This window comes from Microcoleus sp. F4-D5, assembly GCF_036704885.1.
Lineage (GTDB): Bacteria > Cyanobacteriota > Cyanobacteriia > Cyanobacteriales > Microcoleaceae > Microcoleus.
Genome location: NZ_JAUBSX010000108.1, coordinates 1 through 19225 on the forward strand (window position 1 = coordinate 1; position 19225 = coordinate 19225).

Below are 19225 nucleotides of genomic sequence, written 5' to 3' on the forward strand. Positions count from 1 at the left end.
GCCTATCTTTTTTGAGCAGCGGATTGGCTCAATCCTTACAAAGTATGGGTTTCAGGCTGGTTGTTACCCCCCCAGATAATTGCCATAAAAACATCACTATCAAATGGGGCTGTTGTACCGGCACGGCAGGCATATTCCCATTCTGCTTGACTCAGAAGACGATATTTTTTACTGGTTTTTTGCGATAGTTTTCGAGAGAAGCTGATGGCCTTCCACCACGATACATTTTCAACAGGATGTTTTTTATCTGTGAAACTCGATTGGTTGGTTCCATTTCCCATGACTGCTTCCCACTGTGCTTGGGTGATGGGGTATTTGCTTGCATAAAAAGCGGGTATTGTGACTTGAGGCTTCTCACCTTCGGAGTAAACTCTATATCTATCAACTTCTGTTACTGGCGAATCTACCATCAATGTGCCGCCGGGAATGTAAACCATTTCCAACACAATTCCATTTCCTAGGTCTTCGGGGAAGTAGAAAGCAAACGACTTGCTGCGACTGCTTTCTCGTCCATTTGAATCAACTGCGATGACATCAAAATCAAAAAAATAGTTTTGTAAATGTTGTTTTATCTTCTCCTCATTTCTATCTTTCAGTAGTGAATAGACAGCTAATTTCACCTGTACTGACTCATCCTGCAATGCTCCCAGTATCAAATCTAACCCTGCTTCTCCATATTGGAGCGCTTCGGAGAGTGCGGCGATTCTCACTTCGACAGAGGGCGAGGCTAGGCGGCTTTTAACGCCGGCAATTCCTCCCAGTACCGCAGCATCGACAGAAGTTGAATTTTGACCGCCTTTGACGGCATCATATTCTCTGGGTTGATTTTGGTCATTTGGCATGGCATTTTGACCTTTCTATGATTAACCACTATGGCATTTACTTAATAAATATGCCAAATACTCAAAACTTACCCAGTTACGCTACAAACAAGGCAAATCGTGCGTTGGGTTTGGCGCTTTTACAGGCTACATTTACCGACTTGGCGCAAGTCCTAACATTGCGTTACCCTTTGCAGTGAGAGCGTGCTAGAGTTAGTTACTTTGTGTAACATTAGCTAGATAAGAATTTAGGATATCGGTGATGACGAATGTAAATCAAGGCAACTGCCGACAAAGTGCAAAAATAATTGTGAATCCTATGTTGCGGTGGGGAGGGTTGAAGGCAAAGCAGCTAACGGTAAGTTCGATCGGGGGAATTGTTGCTGGCCTTGTGAGTTTTGCCTTGCCAGTGCAAGCTTTGCAGGTAGTTGTAACGCCGGCCAGTCCCGCGCTGGGAGATACGCTGTCAGTAATCATTCAGGTTGACGGTAACGGCGGGGAAACTCCAAAAGTTTCTTTACAGCAGAAAAACTACCCTGCGTTTCCCATCGGCAACGGGCGCTTTCGGGCTTTGCTGCCGACGACGCCGGTAGAGAAACCCGGTGCCCGCCAAATCCAAGTCACAGGTGACGGACAAGTGAAGAATTTGAGCGTGCAAGTGCGCGGTCGAGATTTTCCCACCCAATCCATCTGGCTACCGCCTGGGAAAGACGAGGAAGGTACAGATGCCGAATTCGATCGCGTAGACGCATTTAAAGCACTGGTGACAACCGAAAAATTTTGGGACGGCAAATTGTTGCGCCCCAACTCCGGCGAAATCACCACTATTTACGGGGTGCGGCGGTATTATAATGGGGTATTTGCTCAAGACTACTACCACCGCGGCGTTGATTACGCGGGTGCTTACGGTTCTCCTGTCGTGGCACCAGCCGCCGGTCGGGTGTCTCTAGTGGGACGCGAATCGCAAGGGTTCAAAATCCACGGGAACGTGGTTGGTATCGACCACGGTCAGGGGGTAGCAAGTATTTTGATGCACCTCAGCCGGATTGATGTCAAGGAAGGCGATGTCGTGAAAGCCGGTCAAGTAATTGGTGCTCTGGGGTCAACGGGGGCTTCCACAGGCCCTCACCTGCATTGGGGACTGTACGTACACGGGCAGTCGGTCGATCCGGTACCTTGGCGGCTTCAGGGAGTTGAGTAGGAGTTTTTACAGGTTTTGACGGATCAAGCCGTCAATTATGGGGTAAGTTTGTGGCTGGGGTGTGCAGATAACTGTTAGGGGTTATCAGTATTGAGTTAGGATTTGTATAAAATTTCTCAACTCAACCCTCCAAACTCGAATCTCAAGACGCTAACAATTGCGTCTTCACAAAACTTTATTAATGATGCCGTTGAGCGGGGACGCATATATGAGTATTGAAAAAATTGTTGAACAGGCTTTGCAAGATGGTTATTTAACGCCGTCTATGGAAGCTGAGGTGGGACGGATCTGCAATACGGCTTCCGAATTGTCGATCGAAGAGTACATGGCTCTCGATCGTCTGATGGGATCTTTATTGACTGGGGAAGTTGTGGTTCTGCCGCGCAAACAGTTCATCAACGTGATGGAAGAATTGGTACTCAGCGATGCGATCGCTAGGGTGGCAGAAATTGAGGCCACGAGCGACTTGAGTCTGGATGTGGGAGATATTGCAGCTTATGCTTTAAATAGGCTGCCACCTCTGTACGCTACGACAGAAGAGGGAGCTCACTTTCAAAGGGCTAGGGCTAAAGAGCAACTTCACGATTTGATTGCCAAAGAAGTCAACGCAGCGATCGCCCGCAACTTGGACAGGCCCGACACCCCAAACCCCACAGCTTTGGGCAAGTCTTCTGGGAACGAGGTTCTTTCACAGCTAAGCACTTGGCTGCAAGCTAACGCCACTAATTTTGAGCCGCAACCTTAGCACCACCCCAACAGCTCTATTTTTGTTAAGTCGATCCCGCTCAATTCAGAAAGCGGGATTTTTAGTTTCTGAGCAAGCAACCTTCATCTGAAGGCACAAAGCCGAAGCCAGAATTCAATAAAAAAATTACAATTTAAGAGTTTTTTGTTTTTTTCAAAAAACAAAAAACCCCTCTTCGTTCTTTTTACCCGCTCAGCTTCGCCGCTATAGCCTTCTTCTTGAAATCCGTTACATCCTCAGAAAGCGAATCCTTTGCCGAACTTCTTTGTTCTTCCAAACGATTAATTTAATTGCTGCTGTCAGAAGAGTCTGCTGAGGGGCTGGCGGTAACTTTTGTTTCTCGCTTTTCGCGTTTCTTTCGTTCCGCTTGGATGACATCTTGAAGCACTATTCGCGCTTGGGTCATTTTTTCCAAATTGCTGCGGTACAAATCTAAATCTTTGCTAACTTTGTCTTCTGGCAAGTGCAAAGCCGCACTGACTTTGGCGATCGCGTCGTTTCGCGTTTCTTGGTCTTTTACCAAGTCTGGGTCAGCTTTTTCTAACAGCGAGAACAAACCGATCGCGAACAAGCGGCTGTACTTAAATTGAGGGTTGCTGGCGATCGCCCCTAAAGACGCTTGCAAATCCGCTGTATCTTCAAAGCTGGTCGAGCGATCGAGCCACGAGAGCAACTCTTGCCCGGAAAGTCGCTCCGCCAAGCTTTCCAATCGCTGAGCGTCTTGCTTGTAGCGTTCTGGATCGTCTTCTACGGACTTGCACAAAGCGTTAAAAATCGAAACTCTGTCTGCTTCTGGGGCGTACCCAAGCATGAATCGATCGAAAGCTGTCACCACACCCAAAGCATAAATCGGGTCGTATTGAAAATCGGCATTTGCCGAAAGCAAGTGCATTTCTACCATCAACTCTTCCACCACTCGACGGTAAATTGAGTTGATCGGTCGAGTGTGAATCGTATAGAAACTTCGCTTAGTATCTGAAACAGTACGGTTATTGTTCACCTGAGTCTTATAGATAAATAATTTTGCCGCAGCGGGCGTGCCAGCGCGGCGTGAGTAAAGTCTGGGGAATCAATTCTGCGATCGGGCTGACAAACATTGCCAGTTTTTTTGAGGGTTGCCGCCGGATTGCGAGACAAAATTTTATCAAAAATATTTTACGCGCGATCGGCAGCAACAATTAATATGTCGCAGTAGGAGTGCAAAACCCCAGTATCTTTACAATCATAGCTTAGCTGGGATCGCTGATAAATCTAATCTTCTGACTTGCCCAGCCCAGACCTTCCAAGGCTTATCACAATAACTTTTTGCTGTCAAGCCATAAACCTGAAAAATCAAACAAACATGACAATTTCTCCTGAATTAACAGCTTTAGCCCAGTACATGGCAGGCGAATTTGACAACCGGGAACAAGCGCTAGCAGACCCGACTTGGTACGTTCACCTTCGTTTGTGGCAAAGACCCCTGCCGGTTGCTCTTTTGGAGGAACCCAGCATTACCCTGTTTGCGGAACAAGCCAGCATTCTGCAATTAGACAAGCCATACCGCCCCCGCATCGTGCAACTGAGGCACTCACAGACAGCGCCGGGACTTATGGAAGCTCAGTATTATATGTTCAAGGATATTGCAGCTTTCAAAGGAGCCGGTCGCAACCCCGACTTGCTCAAAAAGCTAACCAGCGAGCAAATTCAATTTCTCCCCGGCTGCACCCTCTCGGTTGCGGTGCAAAATTTAGGCTCAAACGGCTATCGGTTTCGGGCATCTTTGCCCGAGGGCACTCGCTGCGGCTTTACCTACGGAGGCACAAATTACCAAGTAGACTTGGGATTTGAAGCCGCAAGCGACGAATTTCTCAGCTACGACAAAGGAATAAACCCCACGACAGGCGCAGCTACCTGGGGAGCTTTAATGGGCCCTTTTAGATTTGTCAAGTGTCAGGATTTTGCTGCTGAGATATTGGTTTGAGGGCGGTGTCACTCAACCTGCACGTTCCGACTTTGCACAGATATAAATAACGTCAGTTCGGGTTAAGCTGGACTTCCTCCATACCAATGTACTAACAGTCCTAAAACTCTTACTCAACAAAGGTTTCAATTGTTGAGCTGTCAGTTTGTACCCATCGAGAGGCAATAGCTGACGCAGGATCTCGCGCTCAATTGTTGTAGATTCAATATAATTGCCGATCGCAAACAAATATCAATCATCTGCATGGGAACTCATTTTTTGACTCAACAATTGAAACCTTTGTGATGAGAGGCTTTTGAGCCTCAGTAAGTATATTTGCAGGGAAGTTCACTTGAAAGTGGCCTATTAAATTTGTCAGGAAAGCAGAAGAACAGGAAGCAGGTAAATTCTTGCCTGCTTCCTGTTCTTCTGCTGGGTTTGTGCACGCTTCTGAGCCTCAAGCTTTAATTGCCGTGACATCGCAACCGATACCAGCCCGGCGATCAACTTGCGCGCGGCACCCCCTCTAGAGCTTCTTCTTCCGTTTCAAAGATTTCAAACACAGAATCCATCATGGTGACTTCAAACACCAGTTTGGCTTCTGGATGAACATTGCAAATGCGGAAACTTCCCTTAACTTTATCCGCATCCCGCATACCTGCTACAAGTGAGGTCAGGCCAGAACTATCGATAAAGTTAACCTGACCAAGATTCACTACGACATGGCGGCTGAGTTTGGAAATACACTCTTGCAACTTGAGGCGGAATTGCCAAGCTGTCGTGATGTCCAACCGTCCTGTCGGTGCTAAGACGATAACTGTTGTACCGTCTTGAAGCGTGTGGGTTTTTTGATCAATATGAATCACTGACCCTTCCCTCAAATTTATTATCTATCGCGGTGGTTACTGTCCCAGTAGTTTAACTCACGTCGGTGACTGCTGAGGCATCCAATTCGCCCAATCTTGCGGTTTTAAGAACTTGGAGTAGAGTTCGGCTTCAGGAGAGTTGGGTTCTGGCTCGTAGCCATATTCCCAGCGTACCAAAGGTGGCAGGGACATCAGAATCGATTCGGTGCGTCCGTTGGTCTGCAAGCCAAAGGTCGTGCCTCGATCGTACACTAAGTTAAATTCAACGTAACGGCCGCGGCGATAAAGTTGGAAATTGCGCTCGCGATCCCCGTATTCTTTCGATCGGTGCTTTTCCACAATTGGGGTGTAAGCCGGCAAAAATGCCCGACCGCAGTCCTGTACGAAGGCAAACAGCGACTCCCAACTCCTAGGTTCCAGCACCCCGATGTCATTGCTGCACTCAGCGGCCTTGCCTTTGACATGATGGTCGCGGTAAAGGGGGCCTTGAGCATTTTGGTAGTCAAAAAACAGACCGCCCACGCCGCGGGTTTCTTGGCGGTGCGGGAGGTAGAAATATTCGTCGCACCAGAGTTTAAATGTCGGATAATATCCGGGATGGTGGCGATCGCAAGCTGCTTTCAGAGTTTTGTGAAAATGAGCTGCATCCTCAGCCAACGGGTAATAAGGAGTCAAATCCACACCGCCGCCAAACCACCAAATCGGCCCTGCCTCAAAATAGCGATAATTCAGGTGAACCGTAGGCAAATAGGGATTGCGGGGGTGCAGCACCATCGAAGTGCCAGTTGCATAGAAATCGTGACCGGCAGCTTCTGGGTGCTTGGCCAAAATCAAAGCCGGCAAACTTTCGCCCCACACTTGGGAGAAATTGACTCCCCCTTGTTCAAAAATATTGCCTTCGCGCATGACGCGAGAACGTCCGCCGCCGCCTTCGGCTCGTTCCCAAGAGTCCTCTTGAAATTTGCCGAGGCCATCGAGCTGTTCGAGGGATTGACAAATTTCGTCTTGTAGGCTTTTCATAAATTGGCTGACTCTAGCTCTAGAGTCAGCCGGCGGCAAAAACGGGGAAGTCGCGGTTTTAAGAGTTGTAGAAACTGTCATAAGAATTTCTGTTGTCAGATTTGAGTCTTAGATGGGTGATGATTCCCAAATCCAGTCGTCATGTAATTATGCCACCGTAGGTCTGCAAATGATCGCTATGAAGTTACATTAAAAAATAGCAATAAAAATATACTTAAACCTGCGATGAAAATTCGCTAACCCAATTGCAGAGCTATGGTGGAGAACACAATGCCCAATACACTCGATGTTAGTTCAGTCTTAGAAATCCTGCGACCCGTGCAAGACCCCGAACTGCAAAAGAGTTTGGTGGAATTGAACATGATTCGTAACATCAAAATTGACGGCGGTGTCGTCAGTTTTACTTTAGTGCTGACAACGCCTGCTTGCCCGCTGCGAGAATTTATTGTCGAAGATTGCCAAAAAGCGGTCAAACAGTTGCCAGGAGTCGAAAAAGTGGCGGTGGAGGTGACAGCCGAGACGCCCCAGCAAAAGGGAGTGGTCGATCGCCAAGGCATTGAAGGCGTTAAAAATATTATCGCAATATCCAGCGGCAAAGGCGGCGTCGGCAAAAGCACGGTGGCGGTAAATGTGGCAGTAGCGCTGGCGCAAACCGGCGCTAGGGTGGGTTTGCTGGATGCGGATATCTATGGGCCCAACGACCCGACAATGTTAGGTCTGGGGGATGCGAAAGTGATGGTTAGGGACGGAAAAAGCGGGGAAAGCCTCGAACCCGCCTTCAACTACGGCGTCAAATTAGTGTCGATGGCGTTTTTAATTGACAAAGACCAGCCCGTGATTTGGCGCGGCCCGATGTTGAACGGGATCATCCGGCAGTTCCTCTATCAAGTAAATTGGGGCGATTTAGACTATCTGATTGTCGATATGCCTCCGGGTACTGGAGACGCGCAGTTGACAATGGCGCAAGCGGTGCCGATGGCTGGTGTCGTGATCGTGACCACGCCGCAGACTGTGGCATTGTTGGACTCCCGCAAGGGGTTAAAGATGTTCCAGCAGTTGGGAGTGTCGGTGTTGGGAATTGTGGAAAATATGAGCTATTTTGTGCCGCCGGATATGCCAGACAAGCAATACGATATTTTCGGTTCCGGTGGCGGGGAAAAGACTGCTGCTGAGTTGGGAGTGCCGCTGTTAGGCTGCATTCCGCTGGAAATTCCGTTGCGGGAAGGTGGCGATTCTGGGGTGCCGATCGTGGTGGGACAACCGGGTTCTGCTTCAGCTAGGGAGTTGCGGGCGATCGCCGGTCGCATTGCCGGTAAAGTTTCCGTAGCAGCCTTAGCGTAACTCACATCTTGGATTGTCAATCAGCTTTTGATGGGCGGGCGGGACGCCTAACCCCTACTCCCCACAAGAAACCTGTTTAGTTTGTAGCATCTTGCCTGTTTAGTTTGTGGAACAGGCATCTTGCCTGTTGAGTTGGTGGAACAGGCATCTTGCCTGTTTTAGCATCAAGTCTCGATCGCCAAGAAAAGGTAAGCTATAAACAGCCAACTTAACATTCCAAGAATTATGATTTTTCCAGGTTCGGCAGTTCGAGTTAAAGATAAGGGTGAGATTTACTACGCCTTTCAAGGACAAGTCCAGCGAGTTAGCGACGGGAAAGTCGCGGTACTATTTGAAGGCGGCAATTGGGACAAGCTGATCACGTTCCGCTTGTCCCAATTGGAACTTGTCGATGCTACGGCTGGTCGCGCGAAATAGTCAGCGGTTATTAGTCATTGGTAATGGCTAATCGGTAATTGGTAATTGCTAAATAACCCAATCCCAGACTACTAACTCAAGACCCTTGAAAACTAGCACCAAACCAATGACTAATGACTGATGACTGATGACTAATGACTAATCACTAAAACTATGCGTTTACCTTTACCCCAATTTGCTACAAAAGAGCGCCATCCCGATCGCATTGCTGAAGTAATCGAGACGGCAACTTCCGAGTTTTTGGCTCAATGTTTGGAACCAGAAGACTTAAGTTTTCCCGTGATGCCGCCTTTTGGCAGTTGGGTGAAGGCCCAGGATGAAGAGTCGCAAAATCAAATTTACGGCGTGGTTTATTACGCTACGACTAGCCCGATCGACTCGGTGCACAGAGCTCGCGCTTTGGGTTTGTCGCTGGAAGAGTTGCGGGAAGAACAACCGCAGATTTTTGCGATGCTAAAAACCGAGTTTCGAGTGGCGATTGTGGGGTTTGAGGCTGCGCCCGAAAGGTTGAACGGTCACGGCCCATCTAGGGGTAAAATTTATCAGTATTTGCCGCCGCGCCCGCCGCAAATTCACCAGGCGGTTTATCGCTGCGAACCGGATGAGGTGATTGCTTTTACGGTGCAGTTGGATTTTTTGAGGACGCTGCTGGGGGTGGCTAATGCACCGGTGGATGCGCTGACGGCGGCGGCGATTCGTGAGATTTATCAGTTGCGGATGCGCGATCGATCTTGGTTGGTGGAAGCGGGAAGGAGTTTGAGTGTTTTGCTGAAGGATGATTACGACAGGTTGCGCGTGATTTTGAGTCAGATTCATCCGTAAAGTAAAGGTTAAGAATCAGAATAATAAACAGTGACATAGCCGTCGATCTAGTGGTCTTTATCCAAGGGATAACAGCTTAGATGAAAGCCTTCTGGAGCATCTATAAAACCGGGTTGGGAGAGCATTCTTGCCTTAGCAGCTTCGGCTAATGTTTTAGTCGAATAAATACCGATAATTTTTACGTTTTCGCGGTCGTCTCCGAATTCATGGACGCGCTGAAGAATAAAGACATTAACCATCTTTTTAAAATTATTTAATTATTGCTCTTTAAGTTGATTATAGTAGAACGCATTCATTCCAACCATGCGTCTAAGTCTAATGTAAAGTGATGGGTACTTTCCAGCAAAAAAGAGCGACCTTGTTTAACTAAATTGCCTTGACAAATAACCGGAATTCTGGCTTGATAAGCTTTGACTGCCAGTTCGTAGACTGGTTCTGCTAGTTCTAACTGAATGCGCCGCAGCTTGCCAACAATAACGCCAGTCAAAGTTACTTTTCCGGTGGCTGCTCCTTCTTGCAAGTTGGTGACTATACCTTGAATGGTAATGTTAGGAGCTGATGTCAAGAGATTGCTGAGAATTTCGAGCTGGGAACGATTTTCAGCAATTTCTAGGGTTTGTAAAACTTCAGCCATCCGGCGGGGAAAGTCTAAAAATTCTGGTTTTAATGGTAGCAGAATCTCTAACTCTTCTGAGGTTTCGCTGTGGCGATTCCAGAGAGAAGCTTTATCGTCAATTTGTCGCACTTCTTGCCAGCAATGCGTTTCGAGGTAAGTACGCACGATCTCTGGCTGTAGATTTTTGAGAATTTCGGGATCTCGAACGGTGACTATCATAGGGTTTCGCCTGCTTCTATTAGCTGCATGAGGGTGGTAAGAGCTGTTACATTAAAGATATTCTGTCTGGGTATGGAAATTGTAACAGTGGTTTGATTCTGGGTTGGGGGTTGACCTCGCAGAGAAACCCAATAACCGCAATATTTCAGGCAAAGTTCCTGTTGAGATTGGATTAGCCAATTGTCTAAATTCTCGGGTACGACTACAAGGATTAACAGTCGAGGAGTCAGAATATTTTCTACTTTTAAGTCATTGTAGTTCTTGACTTCGAGCGGATATCTAATTGCTTCCTGTCCAATCACATCCCTAGATGTGCATTTTACCTGGAGTTCAAGTCTGGGATATCGAATAATTCCACTTCCCATACCGCCAGCAAGAATGATATCGATCCCGTCAAAATCTAATGGTCTAGCTGCTATCTGGAAGGAGTAGCCAGCCGAGGCAGCAACTGCATAAATATACGCATAACTGAACTGTTCTTTTTGCTGGTTAATGTCCACGAGCGCTATTTGTTTAGTCTATCTCAAGCATAACTGGCATCGGAGGCGATCGTCCGATCGCCTATCCGTCTGGTACAGTACCGCAGTAGGTGCGCCATTCATAACGCACTGCGTCTGATGTCAAAGAGCATTTTTGCCCAATTTAATCTAAAGAAACATAGCGAATTAAACTCCGCATGAGCTTGCCGATAGTCGGGGCAGGTAAAATCTGCGACCATTCTTGAACTGCTGCAAAGCGACGCAAGTAGAGTGCGCTAACAATTTTATCGATTCCCTTCTGGGAACCAATCACTAGGATCAGCACAGGTTGCCGGTCTGGTTCAGCAGGCACAGGATTTGGCTGCGATGTCCGCGATGTCGGGATTTCGTTGATCTCTGTGGAAACAAAAAGCTGTGTTTGAGTCATTGCGGTCGATCTCCTCGATCCGATCGGTGCTAATTGTCAACTACTCGCAGTGTAGCGCATTAGATGACAATCAGCAACGTTTACAGGAGCATGACTCTCTGACACAATCGGGAGCATGGGAAGAGCAGGTAAAGCCCTCAAAAAAATATTAGAGGCATACGATATCAGTCAATATCAATTGGCGACAAAGATGGAAATCGATCGCTCAAACGTTAGCCGTTGGGTGAGTGAAGAACGAGATCCATCCGCTGAGGCGGTATTTGCGATTAAGCAAGCGTTGCAGACCTTCAATCGGGAGGCGGCTGATGAATTCGTCAGGTTGTACCTGGGAAATGGCGAGGAAAACGGTTAGGTTCTCAGGTGTGGAGAGCGCCCCACCGATCGCCCTTGCTGCATTCAAGGACGATCGCCAATTAGTTTGTGAGAATTTATTTAAAGCCAGAAAGATTATATATTGTCGGCTGTTTGTTGAGTCTATCTCAAGCATAACTGGCATCGGAGGCGATCGCCCGATCGCCCATATTATTACTCTTCGAGTGTTTCCTCCAAATCATCTAAATACAAACGAATAAAATCCCCGGCTGCATCGGGATTAATTTGCCATAGTGCTTTCCGAATGTCCAACACTGCCTCTGCTACGGGATCTCTATTTTCATTGACCCAACGATGAATGTTGGAACGTGCTACGCCCATTGTCACAGCCAAGCGATTTTGACTTATGTTATAAGTTTCCAGCACCTGCTTGAGTGCTTTGCCTGCTTTTCCCATGCCTCACATTGTCTCAGAGGGCGATCGTTTCGTAAATGTTGCCTAAATAGTCGGCTGTTTGTTGAGTTTATCTTAAGCATAGGTGGCATGGGAGGCGAGCGCCCGATCGCCCATATTATTACTCTTCGAGTTTTTCCTCCAAATCATCTAAATACAAACGAATAAAATCCCCGGCTGCATCGGGATTAATTTGCTGTAATCCCTTGCGAATCTCTAGAACCGCTTCAGATGCCGGATCTCTATTCTCGTTAACCCAACGGTTAATGCTCGATCGTCCAATGCCCATAGTCGCTGCCAATTGATTTTGACTGATGCCATAGGTTTCTAAAACCTGCTTCAGCGCCTTTCCTGCCTTGCTCATGGCTTCTATGTTCTCAGAAGCTCGCAGCTAAGTAAAGATTGTTGACATTCGTCTACACTACGCTAAGATAGTGTTGTTGACGATTGTCAGCAAGCCACCCAGTAAACAACCGTATAATGCTTATGCCGAAAAACTTCCTTGCCAATCCCCCAGCAACCGATACTGCTACAGCGACAGTACCTGTAGCAGAGCCTCCGCCACCCGATCGAGAACCCGTGAAAATCCTGCTGATAGGTTCTCCCAAAGCGGTGAGGAGCATCATTCACATCCTTTACTGTTTGGGTTTTGCCTCTGTCAGCGAGTGGAGCCCGCTGCAACCTGCTCAAAAGCCCGGTGAAGTTATGAGCATTCTCATGCGTTACCTGCGGCTGTAGGGGTGATATAACATTCTTTGCGGGCGTGAATTACCGCCAACAGCTTGTACAGTCTATTCAGACTTTAAGAGGTGTTGGCGTTAAAATTAGACCGCGATCGCTCGTTGTTCGCTATGCCTTTCGGGCAATCGCCCATTAGTTTGCAATCATTTATTTAAACCGAGAAAGATTATATGTGGGTAGAAATAACAGGGCTGAATCAAGTTCCCGAATGGGATATTTTGAAGGTAAAAATTGAGGGTACTTCGCTGATTTTGAACCGTCAAGGCATGAATGTCACTTGTTACCGCAATGCTTGCACTCATTTAGAATATCCAATCGACATGGGTAAGGTAAGCAGCGGCATCATTACCTGTCCGTTTCATAAGTATCAGTACAAATTAGATACGGGTAAATGTTTGAATGCACCAGCCGATTCCCTGGAATCTTATCCGGTAAAGATTGAGGGCGATCGCGTTTTTGTGGAGATAGATTAGTTATTCGTTATTAGCTAAGTCCGACAGGGGTTTAAACCCCTGTCTCATAGCTCAAGTCGTCTCAAGACGACTGTAGATTAGTATTTGATATCAAGTCCGGCTTAAATACTCCCTCACTCTCTTAGTCTGCGGAGGCAGACGAAAGTTTTTGCAGTAGCGGTTTCAACCGCCGAACCATCGAGGGAGTAGCCAACCCGGATTTACTTTCAACCTACCGTTTTCGCGCGCCGCTGGCGGAGGAAAATCACCAAAAGCCCGATCGCACCTACCGCCAAAAGCAGCCATTCTTCCGGTTCAGGAACCCCCGAAACATTCAGAGGATTATTCGGCTTGCTCAACTGTTCCTTACCCGATTCTACCTCTCTGTCAAATCGATCGCTCTTAGCTTCCGCTGCTTTTAGCTGCTCCCTTTGCGCGTCATTAACTAACACAATCATCGAAGAATAAGGAGTCACCACTTTGAAATTTTTAGCTACTGCGTGCATCGCATCCAGTTGCGTCAATTGATTGGAACTTTTCTGCTTGCTAAGTGCAGTTATCAACTGCCGCGCAGCTATCGGTTTAAAGCCTTCATTGCCTGTATTTTTTGACTCTACAACTGCCGCCGATTTGGCGGTTTTTTCCGACTGCGGCGTTTTGGCATAACTCCAAACATAGCCGTCAACAACGCTAACTGTAGATTTGCCCGAAGCTGCTGTCGTCGCCACTCGCTGTATCGCCTCTTTCATATCCGTAGCAACTCCGCCGCCGCTATCTTGAATAACCTTCAAAGTTGCGTCGTCGTAGCCGGGGGGCAAACCTCCCAAATGCACTGTCCATAGGGGTGCAGAGATGGAAAGTTTAGGTTTGCGATCGTCCGACAATTCGTAACTGTGGCGATCGCTCACCAAAAATACAGTATCGTAATTTTTATCGCCCCGCAACTGTGCAAACTGTTGCAGCATATCTTTGAGCTGGATTGTACCGTAAAACGTCACCTTTGCCGCATCGAAATTGCGTACATCTTCCACCAACTTAGGCGGCATTCCCGCAGCGCTGGCGACATACAAATCAACAGCATTTTTTCCTGCTGCATTAGCTTTCAACCATTCAAAAGTCTCTTTTACTTCCTTCTTTTGGGCCGCCATACTGCGGGAAGTATCGAGAATAACTGCAAACTTCTTGCCTTGGGGTAGCGAGTAATTTGCCTCAGCTAGCGGCTTAGCAGAAATAATATTTCCTCCCGGCATAACCGCCTGCTGCGCTGTTAGCGGTTGCTGTGCGGCTGCGGGCAAAAAGGGTGGCAGCCAAGTTTCTCTTGCTTCTTTCCCGCTGTATTTTACCTCTTTTCCAGCGATCGTGCGGCGCGTATTTTGGTTCCAAAAAATATTGCGTTTCTCAGTCAAAACAGGCATAGCCCAACCCTGCGGCTGTCGCATGACTTTGTAAGTAAGCCACAGGTGCATTTCCTTTGGCCCTTCAGTTTGGGTGAATTCTCGTTTAGGCGGGATTGGAAAAGCCCGCAAGCGGTATTGTTTGGGGCCAATTTGTTCTAGCAAAGCCGGATCGACTCTTTCTACTACCTGTTGGTTGTAGACTTGCTGGGCCGCACCTCTAGGCGATACCGTAAATACAAAACGTTTGTTTAAATCGCCAGTATCTCCCAGCCAAATTCCTGTTACTGCGGCGCTTTCGGGCAAGGAAAAGTAGTAGAATACTTCTTGCAAGTTTGTTGTTTGATTTTTGTAAACTTCGTAGAGTTGAACGTCTGCCCAATCGCCGTTTTCTTTGACTGTAACTTCTTGCGACTGCAACCATACTTTTTCCTGATTGACATTCAGCAAACCAGCTTTAGCTTCTTCCCGGTTTGAGGTTGACTGCACCGCGTGTTTTACTGCTTCTGTGTCGCCTTTTTGCAGTTCGGTATCGAAGAATTGGCCGTAAAGTTTTTCGGCTTTTTTCACATCAGAACTAGAGCCTTGATACAAAAACGGCGACATTAAAAAATTATAGCTGTTCTGTACAGTTTGAGCCGCTCCGTCAGGTAAATTCAAACTATTTTTGTACATCTCATAAATGTGGTTGTTTTCTCCCACAGTGCTGAGGTAGCGGTAAGGGGACAAATAAGCATTAACTAAGCCCGCTCGAATCATATCAGACTTGGCTAATAAAGTTTGGCGAGCAGTGTCATTTGCGGGGGTAGTCGCCAGCATTTTCAGTGCTGCAACTTGCGGCTGCTGCTGCAAAGCCAAGAAAATAGCCAGCCAAGCTGCTATGACTCCCAAACTTCCGATTAGCGCTTTATTTTTCCCGTATTGTGCAGCAAAACTCTGCCATATTTTCTGCCCGGAATGAATGTAGAGAAAGCCGTACAGCGAAGGCATGACAACGAACAAGCTACAGGTTAAACCAAACAATATAAAGGATAGCGGTATCCAAATTAAACCCCAGATCCAGCTCCCGTATCTAAAGATATCCCAAAATGCTGATACCCATGTAAACTTGAAAAATTCAATGACTACAGCGAAGAATCCATAAAGTGTAAACAATGCCACAGGTACAGCATAATACATCAGCAATGTTGCCGCCCAAATGCCAACTACTAGCATTAAACTGTGGCATCCTAATTGCAGCCACGCACTTCGCTTTTCTCCGATTAACCTGAAAAAACGAGGCTGTTTATTATGGGAAGTTTGAAAATCTGAAATATTTTGAACATTTTCTCTTTTGCCCACATATCCGTACAGCATTTCCACTAAAAATGCTGCTATGCACAAAGCAACAGTAGCAATGATTTGATAACTAGCTGGGGTGAGTTCTCGCAGCAGGAACAAGCGGAGCAAACAAAGCAAAAATAGCGGTGCTTCTACGCCGTAAAACCAACGCATTAGCTGTAGGGGTTGCTTGCTAAAACGCCTACCTCCTATTACAGTACATACAGTGGGTACTGCGATCGTAGCTGCCATCGTCAAAGAAAACTCTAGCGGAATAGTGCCATCGATTGTCGCCTGAATTAATGGCACTCCTATAATCGGCAAAATCCCCAAGTAAACAATCGATAAAAATGTCAAATTCCAGACCCAAAAAATAGTTTGAAAAATTCCATCAAATACCTGTTTAATTTTCATTAATTTCCACCTTGCAAGCTTTGTTTAACGGTATCGTGTACCTGACCAGCAAACTCTTTTACTTCATGATTTTCGGCTGCTAGCGAACTGTCAAATAAAATGGAAACTAGCACCCAATTGTGATTTTTTTGAGTTAGGTCGCTGCCGATACGGGACAAAAAGTTATCTGTAGTTAGCCGTGCAGATTGCAGCCAGTATACTGCTGATAATTGGTTGTTTTTGAGAGACAGCCACCGGGCTGTTACTGAAGGAGTTAGTTGTTTTTTTTCTATGCGGTTGACGGGTATTCCACTGGCTACAAAACACAACTCGGGGGCGTGATAAGTTTGCCATGATGTGCTCGCTACTGTGAGCATGGAACCGCGCAAATTTCCGGCGACAAATCGGATTTTTTGTGTTTGGGTGTCTGGATAGTTGCCGAAGAATTTTTGTTCGCTAGGATTTAGGGGAATTGACTCTGATTTAATGTATTCAGGCAATCTTAAATGTGCGATCGCCATTTTTGACGTTTCTACATGAGACAGTTGAGCCATTACTGCCAAAACTGTGACTGCTGCAATTATTCCTGGTTTGGCTAAAGGGTGATTTTGGAGTATTTCTGAGTTGGGTTTTGCAGAAATACCGCTGGTTTTTTCGGGCTGAAGTTTCGGCAATCGTTGCAGCATTAACCAGGTAACAAAACAAGCACCTACTAAACCGATAATCCCCAGAGGAACGTGAATAATTTCTGCTATGTTTGGCTGTTTAAACACTTCTGAAACCAGGACTAACACGGCAACCCGCGCAGCGTTAGCAGAGACTAACATTAAAAGATTAGCAGCGCCGACTGCTACCCATATTAAACTCAATTTGCGGCATTCTAGCCAAGTAGCAGCTAGCAAAAATAGCGTTCCGACTAATAGGGTTTTAATCCCGCTACAAGGCACGTCAACGTGAGCGATGCCGTTTTCCAAAACGATAATATCATAAGAAGAAATAGCCGCAACTTGCAGCATTGAGAGCAACTGTTCTACTACCTGAGCAGTCAGCACTCGCGCCGGCAAACCTAATCCGCTATTCAACTGGCTGTTGAATGGTAAAATACAAGCCAGCAAGCCCGCAACTGGCAAGTTTTTTTGCCAAAAGTTCGGCTCCACCAATAAGCCGCACAGCCCGTAAGTTCCGAGGATAAATAGCAGGACAGTAACTTGTTTGATATCAATTATGTACTGAAGGGCGATCGAGCAAATACCCGAACTCAACATCAACAGCAGCGGATATCGCCTCAAAACGAAATTGAGCGAAAATCCCGGCGGGCGATCCTCTTCGAGGGCTGCGCTAACGGAGTTCCCGCTCGATCGCACTACTAATGCTACAATCAAAAAACCAATTGCTATCTTGTACAGTGTGGGTATCTCAACAAACGAGGATAACAGCCACTTAACTGCCGAGATATTGGCCCAAAACCAAGCAAGCGCCAACAAAGAAGGAGCCAACCAAACTAAATTAACCCCTGAATTGGGACTGACAGCATCTGGAAGGTCAGAACTGGGAATATTGGTGCGCTGCATGATACCGCTTGACATTCACGTTGGTGACATCTTAGCTCAGCAAAATTAGTAATGTCTAGACCGATTATTTAAGTTTTGTCAAGCTTCGACTTTCTCTACAGAGGAGCTAGCGTTATAATAATTAATTTTAACGGAGGTAAAAATGAGCGAAAAAAGTGCAGGATACAAAATTGTTAGCGATAACCGACAAGCGCGCCATCTCTATGAAATTATAGAGACATATCAGGTAGGCATCGAGTTGAAGGGAACCGAAGTCAAATCAATTCGCGAAGGAAAAGCCAATTTGCGGGACGGATATGGCTTAGTTCGGAATGGCGAACTGTGGCTGATCAACGTTCACATTTCGCCTTGGAGAAGTGCTAGCAACTATTTTAATCACGAACCCCGCCGCACCCGTAAATTGCTAATGCACAAGCAGGAAATTCGCAAATTAATCGGCAAAGTCGAAGAAAAAGGTTTGACTTTAGTGCCGTTAAAAATGTATTTGAAAGGCGGCTGGGTAAAACTTGATATCGGTTTGGGTAAAGGGAAAAAACTGCACGACAAGCGCGAAGATTTAAAGAAACGCGAAGACAAGCGGGATATGGAAAGAGCGATGAAGCAATTTTAGTCATCAGTCATCGGTCAGTAGTCATTCGTCAGTTGTCAGTTGTCATCTCCGGAAAATAAACTAAAACCTTTTCTCCTCGAAGGTTGAAAGTTAATTTATGGAGATGTTTATTAGTCAGGAGTCATTAGCAGGGCGAACGCATCTAAACTTTATGTTAACAGAATATGATATATTGGAGAAGAATTTTTGAGTACTCAAAAATATTTAATTAAAGTCTATCAATATGAAACTAAAACCTAAAATCACTATTGCCGACCATTTTTCCGACTTAGAAGATCCAAGAATTGAGCGAACTAAACATCATCAATTAATTGATATTATTACTATTTCAATTTGTGCCGTGATTTGCGGTGCTGATACATGGGTGGATATCGAAAGTTACGGCTTAGCCAAATACGAATGGTTAAATAAAATTTTAGAATTGCCGAATGGCATACCTTCACATGACACAATTGCGCGAGTATTTTCTCGCCTCAACCCCGCTCAATTTCAGAAATTTTTTTTGAGTTGAATTCAATCTATTAGCTGCTTTAATCCAGGAGAAGTAATCGCAATTGATCGCAAAAGTCTTCGCCATTCTTACGAGAGAGGAGCCAACCAAAAAGCGATTCATATGGTGAGTGCTTGGGCGACAAGTCAAAGATTAGTTTTAGGACAAGTTAAAGTTGACAAAAAATCTAATGAAATCACAGCCATTCCGGATTGACTCAAAGTATTAGAATTAAACGGAAGCATTGTCACCATTGATGCGATGGGCTGTCAGAGGTCAATTGTGAAATCAATTGTCGAACAAAAAGGAGATTACGTAATCACCTTAATAAAAAACCAGCCATCCCTGTATGAAAGAGTAGAAGCGTTGTTTAAACAAGCAATTAGACAAGGGTTTTCTGGCTTTACACATACAGCTTATTCGACCAAGAAAGAGAGTAATCACGGTCGTTCAGAAATCCGACATCACTTAATGTTAAGTGAAATCAAAGAGCAGATATAGCAATCCTAAATCAATTGTAAAAACATTGGGCTTCACCCATCCTGATTAAGTTGGTATTAATTTAGACTTTTT

23 protein-coding genes and 1 pseudogene are annotated in these 19225 nt (G+C 46.1%); 12 read left to right on the top strand and 12 right to left on the bottom strand.

The annotated features are described in order from the left end of the window. Positions 1-35 precede the first annotated feature (35 nt). On the bottom strand, positions 36-842 hold the full coding sequence (locus QUA80_RS30325; RefSeq protein ID WP_333428658.1) for a formylglycine-generating enzyme family protein: 807 nt from the start codon (positions 840-842) through the stop codon (positions 36-38). Between the two features lie 298 nt (positions 843-1140). Here QUA80_RS30325 and QUA80_RS30330 point away from each other — a divergent pair, with 298 nt between their 5' ends. Together QUA80_RS30330 and QUA80_RS30335 are read left to right on the top strand one after the other, a co-directional pair. Continuing rightward, positions 1141-2022 carry a M23 family metallopeptidase gene (locus QUA80_RS30330; protein WP_445302306.1) on the top strand — a complete coding sequence of 294 codons (882 nt, stop codon included), beginning with the start codon at positions 1141-1143 and terminating at the stop codon, positions 2020-2022. Positions 2023-2230: 208 nt separating this feature from the next. Next, positions 2231-2767 (top strand): late competence development ComFB family protein, encoded by a 537-nt coding sequence (locus QUA80_RS30335; protein ID WP_333239130.1) that lies wholly within the window; start codon positions 2231-2233, stop codon positions 2765-2767. Between the two features lie 286 nt (positions 2768-3053). Here the strand turns inward: QUA80_RS30335 and psb29 are convergent, their stop codons facing one another. Next, positions 3054-3767 carry a photosystem II biogenesis protein Psp29 gene (psb29, locus tag QUA80_RS30340; protein WP_333428660.1) on the bottom strand — a complete coding sequence of 238 codons (714 nt, stop codon included), beginning with the start codon at positions 3765-3767 and terminating at the stop codon, positions 3054-3056. Between the two features lie 23 nt (positions 3768-3790). Here psb29 and QUA80_RS30345 point away from each other — a divergent pair, with 23 nt between their 5' ends. Together QUA80_RS30345 and QUA80_RS30350 are read left to right on the top strand one after the other, a co-directional pair. Further along, positions 3791-3949, top strand: coding sequence for a hypothetical protein (locus QUA80_RS30345; protein WP_333428661.1), 159 nt, complete (start codon positions 3791-3793; stop codon positions 3947-3949). 160 nt (positions 3950-4109) lie between these two features. Continuing rightward, positions 4110-4730, top strand: coding sequence for a chromophore lyase CpcT/CpeT (locus tag QUA80_RS30350; RefSeq protein ID WP_333428662.1), 621 nt, complete (start codon positions 4110-4112; stop codon positions 4728-4730). 482 nt (positions 4731-5212) lie between these two features. On the opposite strand, the gene QUA80_RS30355 is transcribed toward QUA80_RS30350, so the two are convergent. Further along, positions 5213-5575, bottom strand: a complete 363-nt coding sequence (locus QUA80_RS30355; RefSeq protein ID WP_006631392.1) for an STAS domain-containing protein — start codon at positions 5573-5575, stop codon at positions 5213-5215. A gap of 57 nt (positions 5576-5632) precedes the next feature. Further along, positions 5633-6676 (bottom strand): oxygen-dependent coproporphyrinogen oxidase, encoded by a 1044-nt coding sequence (gene hemF / locus QUA80_RS30360; protein WP_333428663.1) that lies wholly within the window; start codon positions 6674-6676, stop codon positions 5633-5635. 189 nt (positions 6677-6865) lie between these two features. Here hemF and QUA80_RS30365 point away from each other — a divergent pair, with 189 nt between their 5' ends. The 3 genes from QUA80_RS30365 to QUA80_RS30375 all read left to right on the top strand — a co-directional run bounded on the left by QUA80_RS30365 (position 6866) and on the right by QUA80_RS30375 (position 9175). After that, entirely contained in the window at positions 6866-7936 is a 1071-nt protein-coding gene (locus tag QUA80_RS30365; protein WP_333428664.1) for an Mrp/NBP35 family ATP-binding protein, read from the top strand. A gap of 225 nt (positions 7937-8161) precedes the next feature. Next, positions 8162-8353, top strand: coding sequence for an NAD(P)H dehydrogenase subunit NdhS (locus QUA80_RS30370; RefSeq protein ID WP_015175937.1), 192 nt, complete (start codon positions 8162-8164; stop codon positions 8351-8353). Between the two features lie 153 nt (positions 8354-8506). Next, a complete protein-coding gene (locus QUA80_RS30375) occupies positions 8507-9175 on the top strand; it encodes an HAS-barrel domain-containing protein (protein ID WP_333428665.1) in 669 nt (222 codons plus the stop codon). A gap of 47 nt (positions 9176-9222) precedes the next feature. Here the strand turns inward: QUA80_RS30375 and QUA80_RS30380 are convergent, their stop codons facing one another. From QUA80_RS30380 to QUA80_RS30395, 4 genes are all read right to left on the bottom strand, one after another. After that, positions 9223-9414 (bottom strand): hypothetical protein, encoded by a 192-nt coding sequence (locus QUA80_RS30380; protein WP_333428666.1) that lies wholly within the window; start codon positions 9412-9414, stop codon positions 9223-9225. A gap of 53 nt (positions 9415-9467) precedes the next feature. Beyond that, entirely contained in the window at positions 9468-10010 is a 543-nt protein-coding gene (locus QUA80_RS30385) for a hypothetical protein (RefSeq protein WP_015175934.1), read from the bottom strand. Further along, positions 10007-10510, bottom strand: a complete 504-nt coding sequence (locus QUA80_RS30390; protein ID WP_015175933.1) for a DUF4365 domain-containing protein — start codon at positions 10508-10510, stop codon at positions 10007-10009. Before QUA80_RS30390 ends, QUA80_RS30385 begins: the two co-directional genes overlap by 4 nt. 142 nt (positions 10511-10652) lie before the next feature. After that, on the bottom strand, positions 10653-10916 hold the full coding sequence (locus QUA80_RS30395) for a peptide ABC transporter substrate-binding protein (RefSeq protein WP_333428667.1): 264 nt from the start codon (positions 10914-10916) through the stop codon (positions 10653-10655). A gap of 115 nt (positions 10917-11031) precedes the next feature. Here QUA80_RS30395 and QUA80_RS30400 point away from each other — a divergent pair, with 115 nt between their 5' ends. Further along, the gene (locus QUA80_RS30400) at positions 11032-11268 is read left to right on the top strand and encodes a helix-turn-helix transcriptional regulator (protein ID WP_333428668.1); all 237 of its coding nucleotides are present in this window, start codon (positions 11032-11034) and stop codon (positions 11266-11268) included. Between the two features lie 173 nt (positions 11269-11441). Here the strand turns inward: QUA80_RS30400 and QUA80_RS30405 are convergent, their stop codons facing one another. Together QUA80_RS30405 and QUA80_RS30410 are read right to left on the bottom strand one after the other, a co-directional pair. After that, on the bottom strand, positions 11442-11684 hold the full coding sequence (locus tag QUA80_RS30405) for a helix-turn-helix transcriptional regulator (protein ID WP_333428669.1): 243 nt from the start codon (positions 11682-11684) through the stop codon (positions 11442-11444). Positions 11685-11802: 118 nt separating this feature from the next. Next, positions 11803-12045, bottom strand: coding sequence for a helix-turn-helix domain-containing protein (locus QUA80_RS30410; RefSeq protein ID WP_015175929.1), 243 nt, complete (start codon positions 12043-12045; stop codon positions 11803-11805). Between the two features lie 122 nt (positions 12046-12167). On the opposite strand from QUA80_RS30410, the gene QUA80_RS30415 reads away from it, so the two are divergent. Together QUA80_RS30415 and QUA80_RS30420 are read left to right on the top strand one after the other, a co-directional pair. After that, entirely contained in the window at positions 12168-12419 is a 252-nt protein-coding gene (locus tag QUA80_RS30415; RefSeq protein ID WP_333196846.1) for a peptide ABC transporter substrate-binding protein, read from the top strand. 173 nt (positions 12420-12592) lie between these two features. After that, complete coding sequence (locus QUA80_RS30420; protein WP_333428670.1) at positions 12593-12895, top strand: Rieske (2Fe-2S) protein; 303 nt, start codon at positions 12593-12595, stop codon at positions 12893-12895. 206 nt (positions 12896-13101) lie between these two features. Here QUA80_RS30420 and QUA80_RS30425 read toward each other — a convergent pair whose 3' ends face one another. Together QUA80_RS30425 and xrtO are read right to left on the bottom strand one after the other, a co-directional pair. Then, complete coding sequence (locus QUA80_RS30425; protein WP_333428671.1) at positions 13102-16002, bottom strand: TIGR02921 family PEP-CTERM protein; 2901 nt, start codon at positions 16000-16002, stop codon at positions 13102-13104. Continuing rightward, positions 16002-17552, bottom strand: a complete 1551-nt coding sequence (gene xrtO, locus QUA80_RS30430) for an exosortase O (RefSeq protein WP_333428672.1) — start codon at positions 17550-17552, stop codon at positions 16002-16004. Before xrtO ends, QUA80_RS30425 begins: the two co-directional genes overlap by 1 nt. Before the next feature lie 142 nt (positions 17553-17694). Here xrtO and smpB point away from each other — a divergent pair, with 142 nt between their 5' ends. Together smpB and QUA80_RS30440 are read left to right on the top strand one after the other, a co-directional pair. After that, a complete protein-coding gene (smpB, locus tag QUA80_RS30435) occupies positions 17695-18162 on the top strand; it encodes an SsrA-binding protein SmpB (RefSeq protein ID WP_333428673.1) in 468 nt (155 codons plus the stop codon). Positions 18163-18385: 223 nt separating this feature from the next. Further along, positions 18386-19150: pseudogene (locus QUA80_RS30440) on the top strand (ISAs1 family transposase); the annotation flags it as partial. Between the last annotated feature and the right edge of the window lie 75 nt (positions 19151-19225).